The following is a 22,587-nucleotide window of genomic DNA, read 5'->3' as shown; positions in this document are numbered from 1 at the left end:
GTCCTGTATGAAACGTTTCGGGTATATTATACTGGAAAACGTGAGAAATTGCAATAAAAACGGGACAAAAAATTCGAACAAAATTTCTAAAATCAGAGCATTGTCCCAATTATTGCCCTATGCGTGCCGCCAAAGTCGGTTTCTGTGCGGATATTTACAAAGCCTGCGCCTTTCATCATCTCCCGGACAATGTCCGCCTGACCCTCGCCGAGCTCAAACGCCATAGCTCCGCCTGCTTTGAGCTTGGATTTCCAGCCGCTGATTATCGCCCTGTAGAAGTCGCAGCCGTCGCTGCCGCCGTCAAGAGCCATCCGCGGCTCGAACTGAACCTCGGCTTGCAGTGAAGAAATCTCGCCGGACGGAATATACGGGGGATTCGACACGATCAAATCAAAATATCCGTCCTCAAATTGTTTGTGACAAGTCAGCACATCGTCCCTTAACGCGGTAACGCCGCTGGCGTTAATATTCTTTTCAAGAAAATAAAACGCCTTGCCGCTGAGCTCGACCGCAGTGACCTCAGCCTTTCCGTAGCGCTCCAGAGCAAGAGCGATAGCTCCGCTGCCCGAGCACAGGTCAGCGCATTTCGCGCTCTTTATATTCTTTAGATGATCAAGACAGAGATTCAGCACGACCTCTGTGTCGTCGCGCGGTATCAGCACGCCGTCGCCGACCTTGAGCTCGATGCCCATAAAGCTCCAGCTGCCGAGGATATATTGCAGCGGCTCGTTTTTGAGCCGCCTTTGTATCATTTCGTCAAGCTCGTCCTGCCTGTCAAACGCGTCTGAGCCGTGGGCTAGAAGTGAAGCCCTGTTAAGACCAGTCAGGTGTTCGAGCATACACTGCGCTTCAAACGCCGCGTTTTCTATTCCGCCCTTTTCGAGCGCGTCGCGGCAGCCGAGGTAGCTGTCCCTCAGCATCCGCACTTGTTAACGATGTCGGAGCCGTCCTCGGGGATAACAGCCTTGATAGCCTCGATCGCAACCTCGATCATGCTGTCGTCGGGCTCCTTTGTGGTGATTCGCTGCGCCCAAAGACCGGGAGCCGCGATGATTCTTGTGAACCAGTTGTCGTGCTTGCCGCAGAGCTTGATAAGCTCGTAGCCTATGCCGCAGGTCACGGGAATGAGCAAAATTTTGAATACGGGACGGAGAAACGCGACGCCGAAGGGATTAGCCGGCACGAAAAGACCGATAACTATACCCAGAATCAGCATGATTACCATGAAGCTTGTACCGCAGCGCGGGTGAAAGCGAGTCTGCTTCTTAACGTTCGCGACGGTGAGCTCCTCCTCGTTCTCGTAACAGAAGATCGTCTTGTGCTCGGCTCCGTGGTACATGAATGTGCGCTTCATGTCGCTCATCTGAGAAACTATGATGATGTAGCCGAAGAAGAGGACGATTTTCATCACGCCCTCAAAAACCGACTTCCAGAGACGAACCATTTCGACGTTGCCGTCGGATTCGCGGAAGGCGGGAATAAAGTTGCCGCAGAGGTCAAACAGGAAGGACGGCAAAAAGAAGAAAAGTCCGATAGCGAGAGCCACGCCGATAACTGAAGCGATCACCATAAGCACCTTTACGAGCTTGTCGCCGAACTTCTCGTCGAGCCATTTTTCAAACTTTGACGGCTCCTCCTCGATCTCGGCGCTGGAAATCGCCTTGTCTGCGGAGATCATGAGGCTCTTGTAGCTCAGGCGCATGGAGTCGATAAGACCCGCGATGCCGCGGAAAAACGGTATCTTAAAGAAGCTGAACTTTTCGGGGATAGTCGTAATGCTGATGTCCTCGCTCTCGATCTTCTCCTTGCCTGTGCGGACGCAAACGGTGCACCTCTTGGGACCGCGCATCATAATACCCTCGATGAGCGCGCTGCCGCCGATCGAGGTGATTTTCTTTGTTTTCTTAGCCATATATACTCCTTTGTCAAGAGTTAAGAGTGGAGTTTATCGGTTGCCTGATTCAATTAAACTCTCAACTTTTTACTCTATAATTTGATATTCTTCGTCTCCACCGTGTTTTCCTTTCCTTCCTTGTATACGGGAATGGTGAGTGTGACGGTGGTTCCTACGCCCTCGCCGCTCTCGATATTGAGCGAGCCGTGGTGCAGGTTCATTATCTCGTCCGCGACGGCGAGACCTATGCCCGAGCCGCCGACCTTCTGGTTAGCCTTGTAGAACTTTTCCTTGACCCTCGGCAGATCTTCGGCGGAAATACCGCAGCCGGAGTCTGTCACGACGATTTTGATGACCTCGGGGTCGTCCTTGGTGTAAATGACCTGAGCCGCGACTACGCCGCCCTTGGGCGTGTACTTGAGCGCGTTGTCGAGCACATTGAGAAATACCTGCCTGAGCCTGTTGCGGTCGCCGTAGACGGGCGGATAGTAAACCGTGTCGTCCTCGTCGTAGAGGAGGTGAATACCTTCCTCGGCGGCTCTTTCCTTTAGCATGTAGACGGTCTCGTCGAATTCGGCGATAATGTCTATCTTTTCGTTGATAAGAACCATTCTGCCGCTCTGGATTCTGCCGAAGTCGAGCAGCTCCTCAACGATACCCGTCAGGCGCGAGCTTTCCTTGATGATAACGCCCATGCCGCGGTCAAAGGTGCGGCGGTCGAGCGTGCCGCGCTCACTGAGCTGCATTGTCTCAGCCCAGCCTTTGATAGCGGTTAGCGGAGTGCGAAGCTCGTGCGAAACGCGCGAGATAAAGTCGTTTTTCATCTGCTCCGTCGTCTGCAGATCCTTTGCCATGTCGCTGACGGCGTCGCAGAGGTCGCCGATCTCGTCGTCGTACTTGTGCTCGATTTTTTCCGAGGCTGAGAAGTCGCCCTGCGCGATCTGCGCCGCCGCTTCGCTGAGCCTTCGTATTGGCTTGACAATCGAACGGATAAACAGCAATCCCGAGAAAAAGACCATCGCGAGCATGACGATGCCGAGAGCGACGATTATCACGTCAACGATCAGGATCCTGCTGTTTATCGGTTCCATTGAAACTATGTATCTTACCGCGCCGACAACAACGCCGCTGTCGGTGCGAATGACCCGGGTCTCGCTCAATGCGGGTTCTCCGGAGGTGAGCCGTCCGCTCCAGAAGGCGAAGCCGTCGGGACTTTTTTTCGCGTCGTCAAAGTCCTTCATCTCCTCGGCGTCGGAGGGGATAAAGCCCGTCGAGGTCAGGACGATCCTGCCCGAGGAATTGATAGCCATCACGCCCATGCGCTCCTTCTGGTCGAAGTTTTCGACGTAATCGCAGGCTACGGCGGTAAAATCCGACGCGTTGTCCGAGGTGTAGCCGGGAAAAACAAGGCTGAGCTCGTTGCAGGCGGAGTTGAGACTCTGCTCGACGCTGTTCTGAAAAACGTAGTTGACGACAAAAATGAGACTGACAACGATCAACACGATAATGGTAAAAATAACGCTCAGAGTATTGAGCATCCATCGTTTTGTAATTCCGTGAAACACAGCTGTCAGCCTCCTTTCGTTCTTAATTATCTGCCGTGATTATTCGCCGGCGTCCCACTTGTAGCCGAGACCCCAGACGGTGATGATGTGCTTGGGGTTCGAGGGCTCGTCCTCGACCTTCATGCGCAGTCTGCGGATATTAACGTCGACGATCTTGTCCTCACCTACATACGCGTCGCCCCAGACGTGGTTGAGAATGTCGATTCTGTCGAGCGCGACGTTGGGATTGGAGAAGAAGTATTCCATGATCTGGAACTCAACCTGAGTGAGCTCGATCATCTTGCCGTTCTTGAGCAGGGCGCGGTTGCGCAGATTGAGGGTGAATTCGCCGCTCTTGAGCTCCTCCTTGAAGTTGTTTTCGTTTCTGGACTGCGCGAGCGCGACTCTGCGGTAGAGCGAGTCAACGCGGGCAAGCAGTTCGGAGGGTGAGAAGGGCTTCGCCACATAGTCGTCGGCTCCGAGCATAAGACCGGTGACCTTGTCCATCTCCTGGGTTTTCGCGGAGAGCATGATGATGCCGATGCCGCCGTTGCGGTTTCTGAGCTCCTTGCAGACCTCAAAGCCGTTGATGCCGGGCATCATAACGTCGAGAATGGCGATATCAAAGTCGCCGTTGTGCTCGTCGTACTTGGCGAGCGCCGCTTCGCCGCAGTCCGCCTCGACAACGTCATAGCCCGCGCGGGTCAGATTGATCACAACAAAATCGCGGATAGCCGCTTCGTCCTCGCAAACAAGAATCTTTTTCATTTTATTTTACCTCCGTTATCAAATCTGTTTTCCTGCTCAGCCTGTGTCGCCGAGGAGTGAAAAGGATGTTTTTATTTCGTCGTCGGTCAGAGAATATCTGCTGTCCCGGTCAGTGCTGTTTTTAAGGGCGTAGGCGTGGCGGTTATCGCGGTAAATCAGCGTGTAGCCGTCGGTTTCCTTTCCCTGTTCCCACTTTGCCGTATCAAAGGCGCGGATCTCAAAAATGGGAGTGCCGAGCGATTTGCCCGTCCATTCAAAGAAGCGCATGGCGTTGTCCTCGAGCTGGGCGGTAAAGGTGCCGCTCTCCCAGCTCGAGGGAATTTTGACGCAGAAGTTGTACGCGGGATTGAGCGCGTAGTCGTTTTGGCGTTCAAGCGTCTCGTTTGACGCGTCGAACGTGTTCCGCGTTACAAGATCTGCGGTGTTTTCACGCGATTCGATATTTTCATACGGCAGCCTTTCGACCGTGGGAATGTCGATCAGGCTGTCGCCGTTAGTGTCCTCACAGAATACCTCAGCGGTGCGCTGGGTCACGTTCCTCGTTTTTTCGCGGTAGAGCGGATTGCGCAGCACGGCGAGTTCGCGGTTGTAGTAGATTATCTGGGTGCAGAGCTGTCCGTCGGCGTAGGCTCCGTCGACCGCGATTCCTCTGACTGAGCCGCCCATTTCTCCGAACACCGCGTGTCTGAAGCTCACAACGCTCGGATCCATCGCGACGGTGGATTTGGCGTAGAGAGCGCGCTTGTCGGAGTTGTATTCCAGCAGCGTAGCCTTCGCCTCGTTGTCCGCGTTGTAAAGCGAGAGAGTCACGACCTCGCTGCTGCTGCTCTGACCGAGGCTTCCGCAGTAAAAGGCGGAGTAGCTCTGTCCCGCAGAGACCGACGCAGTTTCGCCGCCGCTGTAGCTGTAGCAGGAGAGGAAGCTGACGTTCGGCGAGTATGTAGTGTAGCCGACGAGAATGTCAAGACTGTCGTTTTCGGTGATTTTCGCGAAGTCAACGCAGTCGACGTCGGTGGTTTCGGTGACGAAGTCTCCCGAGACCTTCCAGCCGTCGCCTGTTTCGTGCATGACGAGCATGTGCAGTCTGGTCGTCTCGTCCTTGCCGCGGAAGAACGCGATCGCCTCGGGCGTGTCGTCGCCGTCGAGGTCTTTGGTGATGATCGCGCTGCGGTAGTTGCCGTTTTTGGGATATTTAAGTATGTAGCTGCCCTTTGCGGAGTCGGAAATCAGCTTTTCGATCTCCGCCTCGTCGCCCATAGTTTTGGGCGGACGGAGCGAGTCGTCAAGGCTGAGCTCCAAAAAGCTGCAGCCGTTGGCGGAAAGCAGCATGCACGCGCCGAGAATAGCGGCGGGTACTCTGAGCTTCAAGCCTTGTCACCTCTTTTATTTTTGTTTCGCAATAAGGAATTTTATCGTTTTGCCCTCGTCCATGAACATCTTCTCGTGCTCGGTCATGATGTTGCCCTCGAACCCGCTGTTGTGCAGATCGCGGGTGATGAAGGTGATCTCATAGCCGCATTCGCCGAAGTACTCCACGCTCTCCTCAAACAGACCGTCGTCGTCCGTCTTGAAGCGGATTTCCGCATCGGGGCTGAGAAAGCTCTTGTACATCTCGAGCTTGCGGGGGTAGGTCAGTCTGCGCTTTTTGTGGCGCTCACGCGGCCACGGGTTGCAGAAGTTGATGAACAGCCGCTCGATTTTATCCCCGGGCGTAATGATTTTGTCGAGCTGCTCGACGTTGTAGTTGACAAGAAGAAGGTTGTCGATGTCGTCCTGAGTTTTGCCGTTATCCTCAAACAGCTTAACTATCGTGCGTCTGCCCACGCCGAGCATATCGATTTTGATATCGACGGCTATGAGATTTATGTCGGGATTTTGCAGGGCGAACTGTCCGGCGAAGCCGCCTTTGCCGCAGCCGATCTCAAGATACAGGGGCTGATTTTTTTTGAAGGCGCCGCTCCATTTGCCCGCGTGCTCCTCCGGATTTTTAACGAAGAAATCGCAGACGCTGAGCTCGGGAGCCGCCCATTTTTTCTTTCTTATGCGCATAATTGCTCCTTAAAACACAGTTATCATCTAATTATAGCATTTTGTAACCAATTATGCAATCTTTTTTTATAATCGAAAGGGGCTTTAAATTAAATATTTTACTTTGTCGCTGTAAGTTTGCGATTTTGTAAATTCGGTTTCGGGAAATTTCTCGCTCAGCCTGTCCTTCAGCGGGTTTATTACAATGTCTTCACTTTTAAAATGCCCCGCGTCTATCACTGCGATCCCGAGAGCGTTCGCGGCGTTGATTTCGTGGTGCTTTATTTCGCCTGTGACGAGAGCGTCGGCTCCGATCTCTGCGGCGGCAAAAATATCAGATCCGCCCGCTCCGCTCGAGACGGCGACTGTTCTGATTTTATCCCTGCCCTCGCTGTAGCGCAGACCCTCGCAGCCGAGACTGTCCTTTATTCTCCTCGCAAGCTCGTGAGCTGTGATTTCTTCGTTGAGGGTGCCGTAAAACAGAGCGTCGCCGCAGCCGGCGCGCTTTACATCTGATAATCCGGCAGCTTGTCCTAGGCAGATATTTACCCCGAAGCTCTCGGAGAGGTCGAGGTTAGTGTGCATGCACAGCGCCGCGATTCCCTTTTGCGCGAGCAGGTAGGTCACGGCTTGTGTGCCGAGCCGCTTTATCGGCTGAAAAATGACCGGGTGATGGCTGATGATCAGCCCGCAGCCCAATTCCGCCGCCTCGTCAACCACCCCGGCGGTGATGTCGAGGGTCAGAAGGACTTTTTTTACGCATAAACGAGCATCGCCCACGAGCAGACCGCAGTTGTCAAAATCCATAGCGGTGTTCAGTGGGGCGAAGCTCTCAAAATAATCGATAATGTCTTTGATCGTCGTCATATCATTCTCCTGCCGCCTTTTGCAGCCCGTCTGCGAGCGCGGCAAAGCGCGCGTCACCCCTTGACTGCTTTCTGAGCCGCCCGATGTGGGCGTCCACGAAGCGGCGATGCTTTTCGTTTGTACGCGGACACAGCTCTCCGAGGTACGGGTAAAGCTCTGAGCGCGTTTTGTGTTCACCTGTATAGGCGGCGAGAATCACGGTGTAGCACTTGTCTGACGCCACACAGCAGTCCTGCCGCAGAATTGAATAGCCGTTTTCGCACAGCCACTCAATGAGTATCTCACTTTTTGTCATGGGCTGGAGAATCCAGCGTTTGTCCCTGTCCCTTGAAAAGGCGCAGTTATTGATGATTTTCGCGATCAGCTCGCCGCCCATTCCCGCGATAACAATGTCGTCAGCCTCGTTTTGGGCGATTTCGCTCAGACCGTCGCTCAGACGGGTGGTGATCCTGTCCGTAAGCCCTGCCTCCTCAACGGTGAGCTGTCCGCGGCTGAGCGGTTCGGGGTTGATATCCGCCGCAATAGCCGACGGGCAGACCCCGCTTCGGCACAGCCACACAGGAAGATAGGCGTGGTCTGTGCCGATGTCGGCGAGCCTTGAGCCCTGCCGCACAAATGACGCGCAAAGGCTCAGACGGCTGTCGGGCTCTCTCATTTCACAGCCGCGTTGAGCGCCTCGATGAGCGCGTCCGCGTCAGCGCCGTGAACCATGCAGGCTTCCTCGATGGTCTCTCCGCGAGAAGCGGGACAGCCGAGGCAGTGCATGCCGATGCTCAGGAAGAGCTGTGCGGTTTCGGGGTGCTGATCGAGCACGTCGCCGATGATGTCGTTCTTTGTAATAGCCATAATGATACCTCCGTTATTTTAGGCTGCGACGGCGTTTTCAGCCGCCTGTATATATTTTGATGATACTATCTTGTTCTTAATTCTCCCAGTACTTCCGGTCAAGGCTGCGGTACTGTACCGCCTCCAGAACGTGCTTTGACTCAATGACCTCGCACTGCTCCAGATCCGCTATCGTGCGCGAAACCTTGAGCACCCTGTCGTAAGCCCTCGCCGTCATTCCGAGCTTCTCGAACGAAAGCCTGAGCATATCCTCGGCTTCCTTGTCGATAACACAGAACTTTTGCAGCTGCGCGGCGTTGATTCCGGAGTTGCTAAGCGTGTCGCTGTTTTTGAACCTTTCGCGCTGTATTTCCCGCGCGGCGTTAACGCGCTTTTTTATCTCCTGCGAGGACTCAGCGCTGACGTCGCTCCTTAGCTCCTCGAACTTAACCCTCGGCAGCTCAACGTGAATGTCAAAGCGGTCGAGCAGAGGACCCGAAACGCGGTTCAGGTAGCGGCGGATCTTTTGAGGAGAGCAGGTGCAGCGGTGAGTATCGTCGCCGAAATAGCCGCACGGACAGGGATTCATCGCCGCGATCACCATCATCGAGCAGGGGTAGGTGCAGGTTTGACCTGAGCGCGTGATAGTGATTTTTCCGTCCTCGATCGGCTGTCGCAGCACCTCGAGGGTCGAGCGGCTGAATTCGGGCAGCTCGTCGAGAAAGAGTACGCCGTGGTGCGCCAGCGAAACCTCTCCCGGGTGTATTCCTTGGGTGCCGCCTCCTCCTAAGCCCACGGCAGTCACGCTGTGGTGCGGCGAGCGGAAGGGTCTTGTAGTGATCAGTCCTCCGCCGTGCAAAACACCCGCGATCGAGTGTATCTTCGTCGTCTCGATCATCTCGTCAAAGCTCATGTCGGGCAGGATCGTCGGAACGCGCTTGGCGAGCATGCTTTTGCCCGAACCGGGCGGGCCTATCATCAGGATATTGTGAGAGCCTGCCGCCGCGATTTCGAGTGCGCGCTTTGCCTGAACCTGACCCTTTACCTGAGAGAAATCCGGAATGAACCGACCTGCCTCGCTTTCGCTTTCAGTCTCTGGCTTTACCGGCAGCAGCGCCTTTTTTCCGTTGAGAAACTGCTTCAGCTCGAGTATGTCCCTTGCGGTGTAGACGTCTATTCCGTCCACCACAGCCGCTTCCATAGCGTTCTGCGGAGGCACGACGATTCTTTTCAGCCCTGCCTCTCTAGCCTTGATGACCATCGGCAGTACGCCTTTTATCCCTCTCAGCTCGCCGCTCAGTGACAGCTCGCCGATAAAGCCGCAGTCGCCGGTATCTTTCTTTATGTGACCGCTCAGAAGCATAAGACATACCGTGATCGGCAGGTCGTAGATCGCGCCTTCCTTGCGGATGTCCGCGGGCGCTAGGTTAAAGGTGAGGTGTGACGAGCAGACCTGCAGATCGCAGTTTTTCATGGCGCTCATAACTCTGTCCTTGCTCTCCTTGACGGACGCGTCGGGCAGACCCACAAGGTCAAACTTGGGCATACCTCTCGTTGAGGACGCCTCGACTTCTACCAAATAGCCGTCAATGCCGTTTATGCCGAAGCTGACGGTTTTTACAACCATTTCCGCACAACCTCCCTTATAGTATTTTTTTCATTATATCACTTATGTCGGGATTTTACAAGGATAATCATGTCAGTTTTACTAAAAGTGATATAGATTATGCACAATTTATTTCTGATTAATAATGCACAATTACAAAAAACTAAAAATGGATTGACTTTATTCGAAAAATATTGTATTATTTTGTTATAAGGATATCATTGTTGTGGGGTGGAAAAGTGAGCAGCGCGAAAATCTCTTACGGCACGCTTTCCGATGATGTCCTTGCTCAGCACGCAAAAGACGGCGATGAAAGGGCTTTTAATGAGCTTGTGCTGCGCTATTTGGGCAGAATCAGCTCGGTCGCGAGAAAGTATTTCGCGCGGGGATATGAGCACACCGACTTTGTTCAGGAGGGTCTGCTCGGGCTTTTTCACGCGGCGCGCACATACCGTTCTGACAGCGAGAGCACATTTCGCAATTACGCAATGCTTGTGGTGGAGCGCAGGTACATCTCCGTTATCCGCAGACAGTCAGCACAGCGTTCGGTACCCGAGGATGCGATTGTCGATATCGAATCCCTCGATTCCGAGCTTGCCGATACAGCCAAGACCCCCGAGGAGGAGCTTATGCTCAGCGAGCAGCTCAGGTGGGTGTATTCAAGGCTTCTGGAGACGCTCTCAAAGCAGGAGTACGCGGTGCTGGAGCTGTATGTCGACGGCCTGAGCTACAGCGATATTGCCGAACGGCTGGGAATTACCCCAAAAGCGGTGGACAATGCCCTGCAAAGGGTTCGCCGCAAGGTGTCACGCTTCGATATGTCCTGAACAGAATCAGCTTGCGGTGCAATTCCGCGACAGGACAACTATTTTCTACCAAAGAGAGGACGAAAACCAATGTATGAGGACAAGACTTTAGTCTGCAAGGAATGCGGCAACGAGTTCGTATTCACTGCGGGCGAGCAGGAATTCTATGCCGAGAAGGGTTTTGAGAACGAGCCTCAGCGCTGCAAGGAATGCCGTCAGGCGCGCAAGAATGCCGCAAAGGCAGGACGCGAGTTTTATGACACTGTATGCGCAGAGTGCGGCGGCCCCGCAAGAATTCCCTTCAAGCCTATGGAGGGCAAGAGCTACTACTGCAGCGATTGCTTCGCCAAAAGGAAAACAGATGCTGAATAATTTATAATTAATGCGCATTTTCTATTATTAAATATGAACGCTTAGCACTGTAGGCGGTGAGAGAAATCTCACCGCCGTTTTTCTTTTTTGTTATAGGTCAAAAAAAGTCAAAAATTTTTAAAAATCACGAAAACAGGAGCATTCGCGAGAATTCGGGAGCATAATTGAGATTAGCACGAAATATCTGACTTTAATTGACTTTGACTTTAACTGACCTTAACGCTATAATGTAATCAAAGCTCCGAAAGGGGCAGGAAAGAAGGGTCAAAAAATGAGAATGAGCGATTTGGTAACACAGTACATTTTGAATATGCTCGAGGCGCAGGACGGCAGCGCCGAGATCAAGCGCAACGAGCTGGCGGGTTCTCTCGGCTGCGTGCCTAGCCAGATAAACTACGTCATAACCTCTCGGTTCACGCCGGAGCAGGGCTACATAGTCGAGAGCAGACGAGGCGGCGGAGGATATATCCGCATCAGCCGCGTAAAGATGGATAAGGGCACGACAATAATGCATATCATAAACTCGGTGGGCAATAATCTTGACAAGGCGACCGCCGAGGCTATGCTCAACAATATGCTGCAGCAGAACATCATGGAGCTGCAATCGGCAAAGCTCATCGCGGCGGCTCTGTCAGACCGCACACTCTCGTCCGTAGAGCAGGAAAAGCGCGACAGGCTGAGAGCCGACTTGTTCAAGAACATGATAATCACACTCAATAACTAGGAGGTATATGTATGAGAAAATGCGATAAATGCGGCGCTCAGAACGCCACGACACACGTCAAGACTATCATAAACGGCGAGCTGACGGAATACGACCTCTGTTCAGCCTGCGCCCACAAGCTGGGCTACACAAACGTTTTCTCCGACATGGAGAGCGATTTTTCAAATCTCCTCGGCAGCTTTTTCGGTAACGTCCTGCCAGCGAGGACACAGTCCACACGCTGCGAGTTCTGCGGCACGACCTACGCCGAGATCGCCAACAGCGGTCACGTCGGCTGCGCGAACTGCTACACGCTCTTTGCCGACAGACTCAATCCCTCGATCGTACGTATCCACGGCAACGCGGCTCACTGCGGCAAGCACAGCAAGGCGCTTGAGCAGGAGAAGGCGGCTGAAAAGGAGAAGCCGAAGCAGGACACCGTAAAGGATTTGCAGGAGCAGCTCGAGAAGGCTGTAGCCCGTCAGGATTTTGAGCGGGCGGCAGAGCTGAGAGACAAGATCAGGGAAATGGAGGGTTCAAAATGAGTGATATCGTAATTTCAACAAGAGTCCGTCTCGCGCGGAACTTAAAGGATTATCCGTTTCCGTGCAGGCTCAGCAGACAAGGACGCGAGAAGGTAATCGAGAGCGTCCGCGACGCCCTGATAAACGGGAACAGCGCCATAGCGGGCGACTTCAAATTCATCAAAATGAACGGGCTCGATCCGCAGCAGAGCGTGTCTCTCGTCGAAAAGCACCTCGTCAGCCCCGAATTCATCAGCGATTCCGAGGGCAGGGCGCTTCTTCTGAGCAAGGACGAGAGCCTGAGTATCATGCTCAACGAGGAAGATCACATCAGATTACAGGTTATCAAAAAGGGTCTCGCGCTCGAGGAAGCCTACGATATCGCCGACAAGCTCGACACTCTGCTCGACGAGCGGCTTGAGTTTGCCTTTGACGAGCGGCTCGGCTATCTGACGCAGTGCCCGACGAATCTCGGCACGGGCATGCGTGCGTCGGTAATGCTGCACCTTCCCGCGCTCGAAAAGAGCAAGGTTATCAGCCGTATCAGCGGCAATCTCAGTAAGCTCGGACTGATAATCCGCGGAGCGCACGGCGAGGGTACGGAGCCGAAGGGCGCGATGTACCAGCTCTCGAACCAGATCACTCTCGGAATCTCCGAGAAGGCGGCGATCGAGAACCTCAAGAATATCGCAAACCAGCTCATGATTCAGGAGGAACAGGCGAGAGAGCGTATTTGCTCGAGCATCGATGTCCGCGATACAATAGCGCGCAGTCTGGGAATCCTCCGCTCCGCCCTTGTAATCACACATGACGAGGCGCTTAAGCTTCTGTCAAACGTCCGTCTCGGCATATCCTCGGGACAGATCAAGGACGTAACGGCTGCGCAGGTCGACGAGCTGATGACGGCGGTTGAGCCGGCGACGCTCAGCGTAAATCTCGGAAAGTCTCTTTCGCCGCACGACCGCGATATCGAAAGAGCAACGCTCCTGCGCACTAAACTTGCATAATATCAGTTACTATTCTACCAACTAATAATATGGGGGTGTATGTATATGTTCAACATTGAAGGCTTCACACAGAAAGCAAACAAGGCGGTAAACCTCGCGGTTCAGTCCGCCGAAAGCATGGGTCAGAACTACGTCGGCACCGAGCACATTCTTCTCGGTCTCGCACAGGAGGGAACGGGAGTTGCCGCCGAAGCTCTCAAGGCTTGCGGTCTCAACGCGTCCGACCTCGAAAACAGAATCAGAAGCACCGGCACGGGCTATCCGACAAAGCTCTCGCCCAACGCCTTTACTCCGCGCACAAAGCGGCTTTTGCAGACCGCTGTTTCCTTTGCGGCGCGCACCGGCGGCTACGTCGGCACCGAGCATATCCTTCTCGCTATTCTCTACGAGCAGGACAGCTACGCCCACAGCTTTCTCCGCGACATGGGAGTTGATATCAACCGCCTCGCCGAGCAGCTCAAGAGCTCCTTCGGAACACAGCAGAACGGGGGCACCGCTCAGTCTGACGGCTCCGAAAAGGGCAGCGGGGGTTCCGCTCTCGAAAAGTTCGGCAGGGATTTGACTCAGGCGGCTAAGAACGGCGAGATCGACCCGGTTATCGGCAGGGAAAAGGAAATCGAAAGAGTTATCCAGATTCTTTCCCGCCGCACAAAGAACAACCCCGTCCTTATCGGCGAGCCGGGCGTAGGCAAAACCGCCGTCGCCGAGGGTCTTGCGCTCGAGATTTCCGCGGGCAACGTTCCCGAAATTCTCCGCGACAAGCGCGTCGTCACTCTCGACCTCACCGGAATGGTAGCCGGCGCTAAGTACCGCGGCGACTTTGAGGAGAGGATCAAGGCGGCGATAGACGAGGTAAAGCAGAGTAAGAACACAATCCTCTTTATCGACGAGCTCCATACGATCATCGGCGCGGGCGCGGCTGAGGGCAGCGCGGACGCCGCGAATATCCTCAAGCCCTCGCTGGCGCGCGGAGATTTTCAGGTGATCGGCGCGACTACTCTCAACGAGTACCGCAAGTACATTGAAAAGGACGCGGCTCTCGAGAGACGTTTCCAGCCCGTAAAGGTCGGCGAGCCTACTCAGGAGCAGGCGATTGCAATTCTCAAGGGCTTGCGCGACAAGTATGAGGCTCACCACAAGGTCAAAATCACCGACGAAGCTATCGACGCGGCTGTCAAGCTTTCCTCTCGCTACATCGCCGACCGCTATCTGCCCGACAAGGCGATAGATCTGATCGACGAGGGCGCGTCCAAGGTTCGTCTTGCCTCAATGACCTCGCCCGGCAACATCAAGGAGCTCGAGCAGACCCTTGAGAGGTACGAGCAGGAGAAGGCGAGCGCGGTAAACGAGCAGGATTTTGAGCGTGCGGCAAAGCTCAGAGACGAGCAGAAGGACATTCAGAAGCGTCTCGATGAAGCGCGCAAAAGCTGGAAGGACGAGCAGAAGGACAGCTGCGGCGAGGTCGACGCCGAGGTCATCGCGAGAATCGTATCCGACTGGACGGGCGTGCCCGTAGTTCAGCTCACCAAGGAGGAGAGCGAAAGACTTCTCAACATGGAGCAGGTTCTCCACGAGCGCGTAGTCGGTCAGGACGAGGCTGTCACCTCGATCGCCAAGGCTATCCGCCGCGGCAGGGTAGGACTCAAGGACCCGAAGCGTCCCGTAGGTTCGTTCATCTTCCTCGGACCCACCGGCGTCGGCAAGACCGAGCTGTGCAAGGCTCTCGCTCAGGCGATGTTCGGCGACGAGAACGCTATGCTCCGCCTCGATATGTCCGAGTACATGGAGAAGCACACGGTATCCAAGCTCATCGGTTCGCCGCCCGGATATGTCGGCTTTGACGAGGGCGGTCAGCTCACCGAGAAGGTTCGCAGAAAGCCGTACTCCGTCGTACTGTTCGACGAGATTGAAAAGGCTCACCCCGATGTGTTCAACATGCTCCTGCAGATACTCGAGGACGGCAGACTTACCGACTCTCAGGGCAGGACGGTCGACTTCAAGAACACCGTCATCATCATGACCTCGAACGTCGGCGCAAGGCTGATCACCGACCACCAGAAGGCGCTCGGCTTCGTTCAGAGCGAGGAAAAAGAGGAGAAGGACGTAAAGCAGCTCGTCCTCGGCGAGCTCAAGAAGGTATTCCGTCCCGAGTTCCTCAACCGCGTTGACGACATCATCGTGTTCAGCAAGCTCACTCAGGACGAGATCAAGGAGATCGCGAAGAAGATGCTCGACACTCTCGCCAAGCGTCTGAAGGCGATGAATATAGAGATAAGCTTCACCGACGCGGCTATCACCGCCATCGCCGACAAGGGCTTTGACGACGCCTACGGCGCGAGACCGCTCAGACGCGCTATCCAGAGCGAGATCGAGGATACTCTCTCAGAGTATATGCTCGACGGCAAGGTTGTGTCCGACTCCAAGGTCACCTGCGACTACATCGACTGCAAGTTCGATTTCAAAACAGAATAATTCGATATAAAAAGGGGCTGCCGCTAAATCTTTCGATTTGCGACAGCCCATTTTCTCATGCCGAATAGTGGTGCGCCTTGTCGAGGAGCATGTCCTTGACCTTCATCAGCCTTGTGCGGCTGGAACGGTCGTTTTCCTCGAGCTTCATGGAGATGTACTTTATCGTCTCCTGATAGCGCGGAATCATTACATGTTCGAGCGAATTTACGCGTCTGCGGGTCTTTTCGATCTCAGCCGACATCAGCTCACAGCTTTTTTCGTACTGCGCGAGCTTTATCAGGTCGGGAAGCACCGCGTCAAGGCTCGTCACCGCGTCGTCAAGCTCAAAGGAGGTGAACGCGAAGCCGTAGGGGAAGATATCTCCCTTGTCGGCGGTGCGGGTCTCGGTCTCAAACTGCGGTATCTCTACGCTCATAACGTTTTTGGAGCCGATCTGAACTCCGATCTGCTGCTTTGGCGAGAGGAGAGCCGCGTCGAGAGCTTCCTTGCTCATGACCGCGCTCGCGTTGACGAAGTGCGCGTTGCAGTGCTCGAGCTCCGCCTCGACCTTTTCGCGAAGGTCTCTTGTCTCGCGGATCAGATCTAGAAACTGACGCATAAGCTCATCGCGCTTGTCCTTGAGCATTTTATGTCCGCGCACAGCGGTGGTGAGCTGCTTTTTGAGCTTGCTCAGCTGCATGCGCGTCGGATTAACATTCATTACTGCCATTTTTTTACCTCCGAATTACTTCTTCGGGTAATATTTATCCAGCATATCGTCCTTGATACGCTTCAGCTCGGAGCGCGGCAGGATAGCAAGCAGCTTCCAGCCGATGTCAAGGGTCTCCTCGATAGAGCGGTTGGCGTCGTAGCCCTGAGAGACGTACTCTCTCTCAAACGCCTCGGCAAACTCAGCGTATTTCTTGTCCATATCGGTAAGAGCCGCCTCGCCGAGAATAACCATCAGCTCGCGCGCGTCCTTACCTCTCGCGTAAGCCGCGAAGAGCTGGTTCATCGTAGCCGCGTGGTCTTCTCTGGTTCTGTCGGGGCCGATACCCTTGTCCTTGAGTCGCGAAAGCGAGGGAAGAACGTCGATCGGCGGAGTTACGCCCTTGCGGTAGAGCTCACGCGAGAGAATGATCTGACCCTCGGTGATGTAGCCCGTAAGGTCGGGGATCGGGTGGGTCTTGTCGTCCTCGGGCATGGTGAGGATCGGGATAAGCGTGATAGAGCCGTCCTTTCCTCTGAGTCTGCCCGCTCTCTCATAGAGGGTCGCGAGGTCTGTGTACATGTAGCCGGGGTAGCCGCGTCTGCCGGGAACCTCCTTGCGCGCGGCGGAAACCTCACGCAGGGCGTCGGCGTAGTTTGTGATGTCGGTCATGATGACGAGAACGTGCATGCCGAGGTCAAACGCGAGATACTCGGCGGCGGTCAGAGCCATTTTCGGGGTAGCGATTCTCTCGATCGCGGGGTCATTCGCGAGGTTAACGAACATGACGGTACGGTCGATAGCGCCCGTCTCCTTAAATGACTGGATAAAGTAGTCGGACTCCTCGAAGGTGATACCCATTGCGGCGAAAACGACCGCGAACTGCTCGTCTTTGCCGCGAACCGCAGCCTGACGCGCAATCTGAGCGGCGAGCTGAGCGTGGGGCAGACCGGAAGCCGAGAAAATAGGCAGCTTCTGACCTCTTACAAGAGTGTTCAGACCGTCGATAGCGGAGATACCCGTCTGGATAAACTCCTGCGGATAGTTTCTTGCGGCGGGGTTCATGGGAGTGCCGTTGACGTCAAGGCGCTTTTCGGGGATAAGCGCGGGACCGCCGTCGATCGGGTTTCCCAGACCGTCGAATACGCGCGAGAGCATATCAGATGAAACGGGCAGCTCCATTGAACGACCCAGAAATCTTACTTTTGAACCGGCGAGGTTGATGCCCGCCGCGGATTCGAAGAGCTGTACCAAAGCGTTGGTGCCGTCGACCTCGAGCACCTTGCAGCGGCGTGTTTCGCCGCTCGGAAGCTCGATTTCGCCGAGCTCGTCATACTTGACGCCGTCGACGTCGCTGATCATCATCAGAGGTCCCGCGACCTCGCGTATGGTGCGGTATTCCTTCGGCATCAGTCATCACTCCTTTTCAGTACGTCTGCAATTTCGCTGTCGAGCTGAGCCTCTATAGAGTCAAACTCAGCGGCAACCTTGTCCTCGGGCTCATATTTATAGCGTCCGATTCTCTCTCTTACGGGCATGTTGACGAGAAGCTCGATATTCGCGCCGTTCTGCAACGCCTCGAGAGCCTTGTCGTAGAAGCTGAGAATAGCTCTCATCATCAGCACCTGCTTGGGCAGAGAGGTGTAGGTGTCGGTCGGGTCGAACGCGTTCTGGTGCAGGTAGTCCTCACGGATAGAGCGCGCGGACTCGAGCTTGAGTCTGTCGGGCGCGGAGAGCGCGTCCATACCGACGAGGTTTACGATCTCCTGCAGCTCGCTCTCGTCCTGGAGCAGAGCCATCAGTCTGCCGCGCAGCTGCATAAAGTCGGGAGCCGCGTTTTCCGAGAACCACTTTGAGAGCTGGTCGGTGTACAGCGAGTATGAAGTCAGCCAGTTGATGGCAGGGAAGTGTCTTTTGTAGGCGAGAGCCGCGTCAAGACCCCAGAATACCTTTACGATACGCAGTGTAGCCTGAGATACCGGCTCTGAGATATCGCCGCCGGGAGGTGATACCGCTCCGATAACGGAGAGCGCGCCTTCGGTGTCCTCGGTGCCGTTAACGAGCACCCGGCCGGCTCTCTCGTAGAACTGAGCGAGACGGCTGCCCAAATACGCGGGATAGCCTTCCTCACCGGGCATTTCCTCGAGACGGCCGGACATCTCACGGAGAGCCTCAGCCCAGCGCGAGGTGGAGTCCGCCATAAGAGCTACGGTGTAGCCCATGTCGCGGAAGTATTCGGCGATAGTGATACCTGTGTAGATAGAAGCCTCACGAGCCGCAACGGGCATGTCAGAGGTGTTCGCGATAAGCACGGTCCTCTCCATGAGGGAGTTGCCTGTGCGCGGGTCTTTCAGTTCGGGGAACTCGTTGAGAACGTCGGTCATCTCGTTGCCGCGCTCGCCGCAGCCGATGTAGACGATGATGTCCGCCGCAGCCCACTTGGCGAGCTGGTGCTGAACTACGGTCTTGCCGGAGCCGAACGGACCGGGTACAGCCGCTACGCCGCCCTTCGCGAGGGGGAAGAGGGTGTCGATAGGACGCTGACCCGTGGTGAGAAGAATATCCGGCGAGAGCTTTTTCTTGTAGGGTCTGCCAACGCGGACAGGCCATGTGGTGAACATCTTGATTTCTTTGTCGCCGCTCTCTGTTCTGATGACGGCAACGGTCTCGTCGATAGTGAACTCGCCGTCGTTGATCTTGACGAGCTCGCCCTCGATCTTGTTGGGAACGAGGATCTTGTGCAGCACTGCGGCGGTCTCCTGAACGGTGCCGAGAATGTCGCCGCTGACTACCTTGTCGCCTGCCTTGGCGACGGGAGTGAATTTCCACTTTTTGCTGTGGTCGAGCGCGGGAACGTCGACGCCTCTCTTGAGGTTGGTGCCCGCGACCTTCATGATCTCATCGAGAGGTCTCTGGATACCGTCGTAGATAGCGCCGATAAGACCGGGGCCTAATTCAACGGAGAGCGGAGCGCCTGTGGACTCGACCTTTTCTCCGGGGCCGAGACCCGAGGTCTCCTCATAGACCTGGACGGACGCTCTGTCGCCGTGCATCTCGATGATTTCGCCGATCAGACGCTGCTCGCTGACGCGGACAACGTCGAACATATTCGCGTCGCGCATACCCTCTGCGATGACGAGAGGACCCGCGACCTTGGTTATAATTCCTGTTTTCAATTAATACACCTCAATCGTTGAAGATAATGTCGGAGCCGACCGCTCTTTCGACAAAGGACGAAAGCCGCGACCTGCCTGTATTCAGGCTGCCTCTGACACCGGGAATGGGGATAATGGCGGGTGTGAGCCTTTCATCGTACCGCGCCCTGTCCTTTTCAACCGAGTTGTAAACCTCCTCGGTGAGGTAGATGATCGCGTAGTTGTCGCCGTCCGCGATATTGCGCAGCAGGTGTGCCGCCTGTTCGTTGTCGTCGCAGGGAAAGATGTCGAGTCCGATCGCCGAAAAGCCCTTTATGGTTTCGGCGTCGCCGATAACGGCAATATTTTTAGCCATAGATCTCACGCAGCCTTTCCCTTATTGTATCTGCGCCGCTTTTGGTGCGGACGCCGCTCTGAATGATGTGGATAACCTTTTTTTCTATCTCGCTGCCGATGTAGTAGCCCAGCAGCGGCTCAGCGCCTTCGCCGGCGCGTTTGCAGCTCTCCTTAGCGAGGAGGATAAGGCGGTTGTCGACCCAGCGCTCGAACGCCGAGGGTGATTCCTTGTACGCTTCAATCGCCTTTTTGCAGTCGTAGTCGGGGATTTTTGACAGCTCGTCTGTAAGAGCGTCGATTCCCTTGACCGCCGCCGCAATCAGCGCGTCCTTGCGGAAGCCCTCGTATCTTACGAGAGCGCGTTTGAGGTATTCTCGGTTAGCGCCTGTTCTCGCCGCGCGGAGAACGGTTTTTATGTTGCAGTAGAATACGAAGTTTTTGATATATGCTTCAAGGAAGCGCGATTCTCCGCTGTCGCCGATGCGAAGCATCTCGAGCATCGCCGCCTTGTCGACGTAGGCGTCGGAGCGTCTCGCGTCGCTTGTGTGGGCGAGAGCTTCATATGCCTTGTCGGCGTTGACTCGCAGCCACTCGGGGAGCAGGTTCATCAGCCTGCTCTCGATAGCCTTTTTCATAACGGGAATTTCGACAGTCGAGGGAGAGATTAGCAGGTGCTCGTAGTCTCTGTCAGCCATCGTGGCCTTTAATATCACCTTGAAGTTGTGCACGTCGTTCTGAATGAGGAACGGGTCAAAAATCGAAAAATCGGGAGCCGTAGCTCTGAGGTATTTCCAGAGCTGCTCAGTGTGGGAAGCGAGTATCTCCTCAACGGTCTTTCCCTCGCCGTAGCCCTTGTCGCTCAGGGTGGAGGCTATCTCAGCCTCGCTTGAGAGCGACAGCAGCTGCTCGATGTCAGTGCGCGTCAGAAGGTTCTTTTCTCTCGCGCGGACGGAGCCGATGGAATATTCATATGATAACGCCATAGCTCCCCCTTACTGCTCAAAGAGCTCGCGGTTGATAAGATCCTCGATTTCGTCGCGGCGGGCGTTAATGAGCGCGCGGAAGTCCATGTTTTCCTCGATGTCTCCGCTTTTGAGCACGAAGCCGCCGCAGATGTCCGCGGTATTTCCGGAGACCGAGGCGTCAAGACCCGCCTCGCGGATTTTGCCCTCAAAGTCCTGGGGCAGTCTCTGTAAATCCTTATTGTTGAGCAGGATCTCGCCGCTTTTTCCCTTTAACTGGGCGGCGAGCCTGTATAATGCCTGAAAATATTCGCCGTCGGGCAGCCCTAGAAGGTAGTCGAGCAGCGCGTCGACGGTCTTGTCGATCTCGCTTCTGCGCTGTCTGAGGAGCGCGTTGCGGATCTCAAGGTCGCAGCGGCTGACTGAAGCCGCCTTTGTCTGACGGAGCTTCTGCTCGTTCTTCTCGACGATGACCTTGACTCTCGACTGTGCTTCCTTGTCCGCCTCAGCCATAACGGCGTCGCGCGACTTGTCAGCCTCAAGGCGGATAGCCTTTACCGCCTCGTCGCAGTCGGTCTTAATGCGGTTGAGTATAATATCTCCGCCGTTCATGCTTTCACCTCTTTTAATTGTTTGTCAGATTATTCAGCCGGCGAATCAGATTGACAGGTTGGGAATCTGGATAACAACGAGAAGTGAAACGATGAACGCGAGCAGAGCATAGATCTCAACGAGGGTTACGGAAACCATGCCCTTTGAGAAGTTCTTGCTGTCCTTTGCGCTCATGGCGATACCCGAAACAGCCGCCTTGCCCTGAGCGATACCCGAGAAGAGACCGCCGAGGCCGATAGCGAGAGAAGCGCCGAGGAAGCACAGACCCTGAGCGAGTGTGGGAGCGCTGCCGCCGAGAACGCCGCAGCTTACGAGAATGAGGAAGCCTACGATGAAGCCGTACAGACCCTGTGTGCCGGGGAGAAGTGTCAGAACGAGCATTTTACCGAACTGTGAGCTGTCCTCGGAGAGAACGCCCATAGCTGCCTGAGCAGCGCCGCCTACGCCCTTTGCTGAGCCGATACCTGCGAGAGCGGTTGCGATTGAAGCGCCTAAAAGCGCGAAAAACATACCATCCATTATTTATTATCCTCCTGAATTTTAATGTATTTACTCTGTAACGAGAACGGTTCGAATTCCTTGCCGCCGCCCTCGTAGAATTTACTGAACATCTCAACGTACTGCAGTCTCATTGTGTGAACGTAAGAGCCGAGGGCGTTGAGTCCTATGTTGATAAGGTGACCGGCGATGAAGATGATTATCATGAAAATGAAGCCGACCACGCTTTTGCCCATCATAGTCGAGAGCATATTGAACACCTGCGCCATAACGCCCGTCGTAAGGCCGAGAGCCAGAAGACGCGAGTAGCTGAGCAGGTCGCTGATGTAGCTTGTAACGTCGTAGAGCGACGCAAGACCGCCAACAGCCTTGCCGACGATGCCTTTTTTGCCGCGTCCCTGGGTGAGGACAAGACCGACAGCGCAGGCTATCGCGATGACCGCGCCGACTGTGACGAGCACCGGAGCGAGGAACATTCCCGCCGCGAGTACCGCCAAGCCCACGAGGAGCAGCATCCACAGTCCCGTGTCAAAGAACGCCGCGGCGTAATCCTTTTCGCGAATGCAGACCACGAACTTGCAGCCCATACCGACGAGGATATGCACCAGACCGAAGGCAATCGAGATCACCATCAGCAGAAGCGCGTCCTTCTGCGGGTCGAGAGTCGGCCACGGCAAAAGCTTTGCCATAGTCATGTCGGTTGTGCCCGTGAAGTAGTTGTAGAGCGAAGCGGGCGCGTCGCCGAATATCGAGCCGAAAATCAAGCCCCAGACCGTTGTCGAAACGCCGCAGTACTGGAACAGCTTGAGGTTGTTGCGCATCTTCTTGTCGGGCTTGAACACCTTGAGGGCGATGCCGATAACTATAACCATCAGCAGTCCGTAGCCCGCGTCTGAGAACATCATTCCGAAGAAGAAGTA

Annotated in this window: 24 protein-coding genes; 6 read left to right on the top strand and 18 right to left on the bottom strand. The window is 55.0% G+C overall.

Features of this window, described 5'->3' with window-relative positions; genetic code table 11:
• Nucleotides 1–92 precede the first annotated feature (92 nt).
• The 10 genes from prmC to KQI64_RS06215 all read right to left on the bottom strand — a co-directional run bounded on the left by prmC (nucleotide 93) and on the right by KQI64_RS06215 (nucleotide 9,553).
• Nucleotides 93–920 (bottom strand): peptide chain release factor N(5)-glutamine methyltransferase, encoded by an 828-nt coding sequence (gene prmC, locus KQI64_RS06260; RefSeq protein WP_253289207.1) that lies wholly within the window; start codon nucleotides 918–920, stop codon nucleotides 93–95.
• On the bottom strand, nucleotides 914–1,912 hold the full coding sequence (locus KQI64_RS06255; protein ID WP_216523856.1) for a DUF1385 domain-containing protein: 999 nt from the start codon (nucleotides 1,910–1,912) through the stop codon (nucleotides 914–916). The genes prmC and KQI64_RS06255 overlap by 7 nt, the downstream gene beginning before the upstream one ends.
• Nucleotides 1,913–1,986: 74 nt before the next feature.
• Nucleotides 1,987–3,459: a sensor histidine kinase gene (locus KQI64_RS10625; RefSeq protein ID WP_330623043.1), complete on the bottom strand. Its 1,473-nt coding sequence runs from the start codon at nucleotides 3,457–3,459 to the stop codon at nucleotides 1,987–1,989.
• A gap of 39 nt (nucleotides 3,460–3,498) precedes the next feature.
• The gene (locus KQI64_RS06245) at nucleotides 3,499–4,206 is read right to left on the bottom strand and encodes a response regulator transcription factor (RefSeq protein WP_216523855.1); all 708 of its coding nucleotides are present in this window, start codon (nucleotides 4,204–4,206) and stop codon (nucleotides 3,499–3,501) included.
• Between the two features lie 36 nt (nucleotides 4,207–4,242).
• Nucleotides 4,243–5,574, bottom strand: a complete 1,332-nt coding sequence (locus KQI64_RS06240) for a hypothetical protein (RefSeq protein WP_216523854.1) — start codon at nucleotides 5,572–5,574, stop codon at nucleotides 4,243–4,245.
• Nucleotides 5,575–5,589: 15 nt separating this feature from the next.
• Entirely contained in the window at nucleotides 5,590–6,255 is a 666-nt protein-coding gene (gene trmB / locus KQI64_RS06235; RefSeq protein WP_216523853.1) for a tRNA (guanosine(46)-N7)-methyltransferase TrmB, read from the bottom strand.
• Between the two features lie 84 nt (nucleotides 6,256–6,339).
• On the bottom strand, nucleotides 6,340–7,101 hold the full coding sequence (locus KQI64_RS06230; protein WP_216523852.1) for a Nif3-like dinuclear metal center hexameric protein: 762 nt from the start codon (nucleotides 7,099–7,101) through the stop codon (nucleotides 6,340–6,342).
• Nucleotide 7,102: 1 nt separating this feature from the next.
• Nucleotides 7,103–7,756 carry a class I SAM-dependent methyltransferase gene (locus tag KQI64_RS06225; protein ID WP_216523851.1) on the bottom strand — a complete coding sequence of 218 codons (654 nt, stop codon included), beginning with the start codon at nucleotides 7,754–7,756 and terminating at the stop codon, nucleotides 7,103–7,105.
• The gene (locus KQI64_RS06220; RefSeq protein WP_186834277.1) at nucleotides 7,753–7,947 is read right to left on the bottom strand and encodes a DUF1858 domain-containing protein; all 195 of its coding nucleotides are present in this window, start codon (nucleotides 7,945–7,947) and stop codon (nucleotides 7,753–7,755) included. Before KQI64_RS06220 ends, KQI64_RS06225 begins: the two co-directional genes overlap by 4 nt.
• Before the next feature lie 76 nt (nucleotides 7,948–8,023).
• Entirely contained in the window at nucleotides 8,024–9,553 is a 1,530-nt protein-coding gene (locus KQI64_RS06215; protein ID WP_216523850.1) for a YifB family Mg chelatase-like AAA ATPase, read from the bottom strand.
• A 218-nt stretch (nucleotides 9,554–9,771) separates the two neighbouring features.
• Here KQI64_RS06215 and KQI64_RS06210 point away from each other — a divergent pair, with 218 nt between their 5' ends.
• The 6 genes from KQI64_RS06210 to KQI64_RS06185 all read left to right on the top strand — a co-directional run bounded on the left by KQI64_RS06210 (nucleotide 9,772) and on the right by KQI64_RS06185 (nucleotide 15,416).
• Nucleotides 9,772–10,359 carry a sigma-70 family RNA polymerase sigma factor gene (locus KQI64_RS06210; protein WP_216523849.1) on the top strand — a complete coding sequence of 196 codons (588 nt, stop codon included), beginning with the start codon at nucleotides 9,772–9,774 and terminating at the stop codon, nucleotides 10,357–10,359.
• A gap of 69 nt (nucleotides 10,360–10,428) precedes the next feature.
• Entirely contained in the window at nucleotides 10,429–10,710 is a 282-nt protein-coding gene (locus KQI64_RS06205; protein ID WP_216523848.1) for a zinc-ribbon domain containing protein, read from the top strand.
• A gap of 271 nt (nucleotides 10,711–10,981) precedes the next feature.
• Complete coding sequence (locus KQI64_RS06200) at nucleotides 10,982–11,434, top strand: CtsR family transcriptional regulator (RefSeq protein ID WP_216523847.1); 453 nt, start codon at nucleotides 10,982–10,984, stop codon at nucleotides 11,432–11,434.
• Between the two features lie 11 nt (nucleotides 11,435–11,445).
• Nucleotides 11,446–11,958 (top strand): UvrB/UvrC motif-containing protein, encoded by a 513-nt coding sequence (locus KQI64_RS06195; RefSeq protein ID WP_216523846.1) that lies wholly within the window; start codon nucleotides 11,446–11,448, stop codon nucleotides 11,956–11,958.
• Entirely contained in the window at nucleotides 11,955–12,944 is a 990-nt protein-coding gene (locus tag KQI64_RS06190) for a protein arginine kinase (RefSeq protein WP_216523845.1), read from the top strand. The genes KQI64_RS06195 and KQI64_RS06190 overlap by 4 nt, the downstream gene beginning before the upstream one ends.
• Nucleotides 12,945–12,989: 45 nt before the next feature.
• Entirely contained in the window at nucleotides 12,990–15,416 is a 2,427-nt protein-coding gene (locus KQI64_RS06185; RefSeq protein WP_330623037.1) for an ATP-dependent Clp protease ATP-binding subunit, read from the top strand.
• Between the two features lie 55 nt (nucleotides 15,417–15,471).
• Here KQI64_RS06185 and KQI64_RS06180 read toward each other — a convergent pair whose 3' ends face one another.
• The 8 genes from KQI64_RS06180 to KQI64_RS06145 all read right to left on the bottom strand — a co-directional run.
• A complete protein-coding gene (locus tag KQI64_RS06180) occupies nucleotides 15,472–16,125 on the bottom strand; it encodes a V-type ATP synthase subunit D (protein WP_216523843.1) in 654 nt (217 codons plus the stop codon).
• Nucleotides 16,126–16,140: 15 nt separating this feature from the next.
• Nucleotides 16,141–17,514 carry a V-type ATP synthase subunit B gene (locus KQI64_RS06175; RefSeq protein WP_216523842.1) on the bottom strand — a complete coding sequence of 458 codons (1,374 nt, stop codon included), beginning with the start codon at nucleotides 17,512–17,514 and terminating at the stop codon, nucleotides 16,141–16,143.
• Nucleotides 17,514–19,280, bottom strand: coding sequence for a V-type ATP synthase subunit A (locus tag KQI64_RS06170; RefSeq protein ID WP_216523841.1), 1,767 nt, complete (start codon nucleotides 19,278–19,280; stop codon nucleotides 17,514–17,516). Before KQI64_RS06170 ends, KQI64_RS06175 begins: the two co-directional genes overlap by 1 nt.
• A gap of 10 nt (nucleotides 19,281–19,290) precedes the next feature.
• On the bottom strand, nucleotides 19,291–19,614 hold the full coding sequence (locus KQI64_RS06165) for a V-type ATP synthase subunit F (protein ID WP_216523840.1): 324 nt from the start codon (nucleotides 19,612–19,614) through the stop codon (nucleotides 19,291–19,293).
• Nucleotides 19,607–20,578, bottom strand: a complete 972-nt coding sequence (locus tag KQI64_RS06160) for a V-type ATPase subunit (protein WP_216523839.1) — start codon at nucleotides 20,576–20,578, stop codon at nucleotides 19,607–19,609. The genes KQI64_RS06165 and KQI64_RS06160 overlap by 8 nt, the downstream gene beginning before the upstream one ends.
• Before the next feature lie 9 nt (nucleotides 20,579–20,587).
• The gene (locus tag KQI64_RS06155) at nucleotides 20,588–21,169 is read right to left on the bottom strand and encodes a V-type ATP synthase subunit E (protein WP_216523838.1); all 582 of its coding nucleotides are present in this window, start codon (nucleotides 21,167–21,169) and stop codon (nucleotides 20,588–20,590) included.
• 45 nt (nucleotides 21,170–21,214) lie between these two features.
• The gene (locus KQI64_RS06150) at nucleotides 21,215–21,688 is read right to left on the bottom strand and encodes a V-type ATP synthase subunit K (protein WP_216523837.1); all 474 of its coding nucleotides are present in this window, start codon (nucleotides 21,686–21,688) and stop codon (nucleotides 21,215–21,217) included.
• A partial coding sequence (locus KQI64_RS06145; protein ID WP_301282420.1) for a V-type ATP synthase subunit I occupies nucleotides 21,688–22,587 on the bottom strand: 900 nt, incomplete at its 5' end. The genes KQI64_RS06145 and KQI64_RS06150, both read right to left, overlap by 1 nt.

This window comes from Lachnoclostridium sp. MSJ-17 (assembly GCF_018918205.1).
GTDB lineage: Bacteria > Bacillota > Clostridia > Oscillospirales > Acutalibacteraceae > Ruminococcoides.
This window is presented reverse-complemented; position numbering and strand designations above follow the sequence as displayed.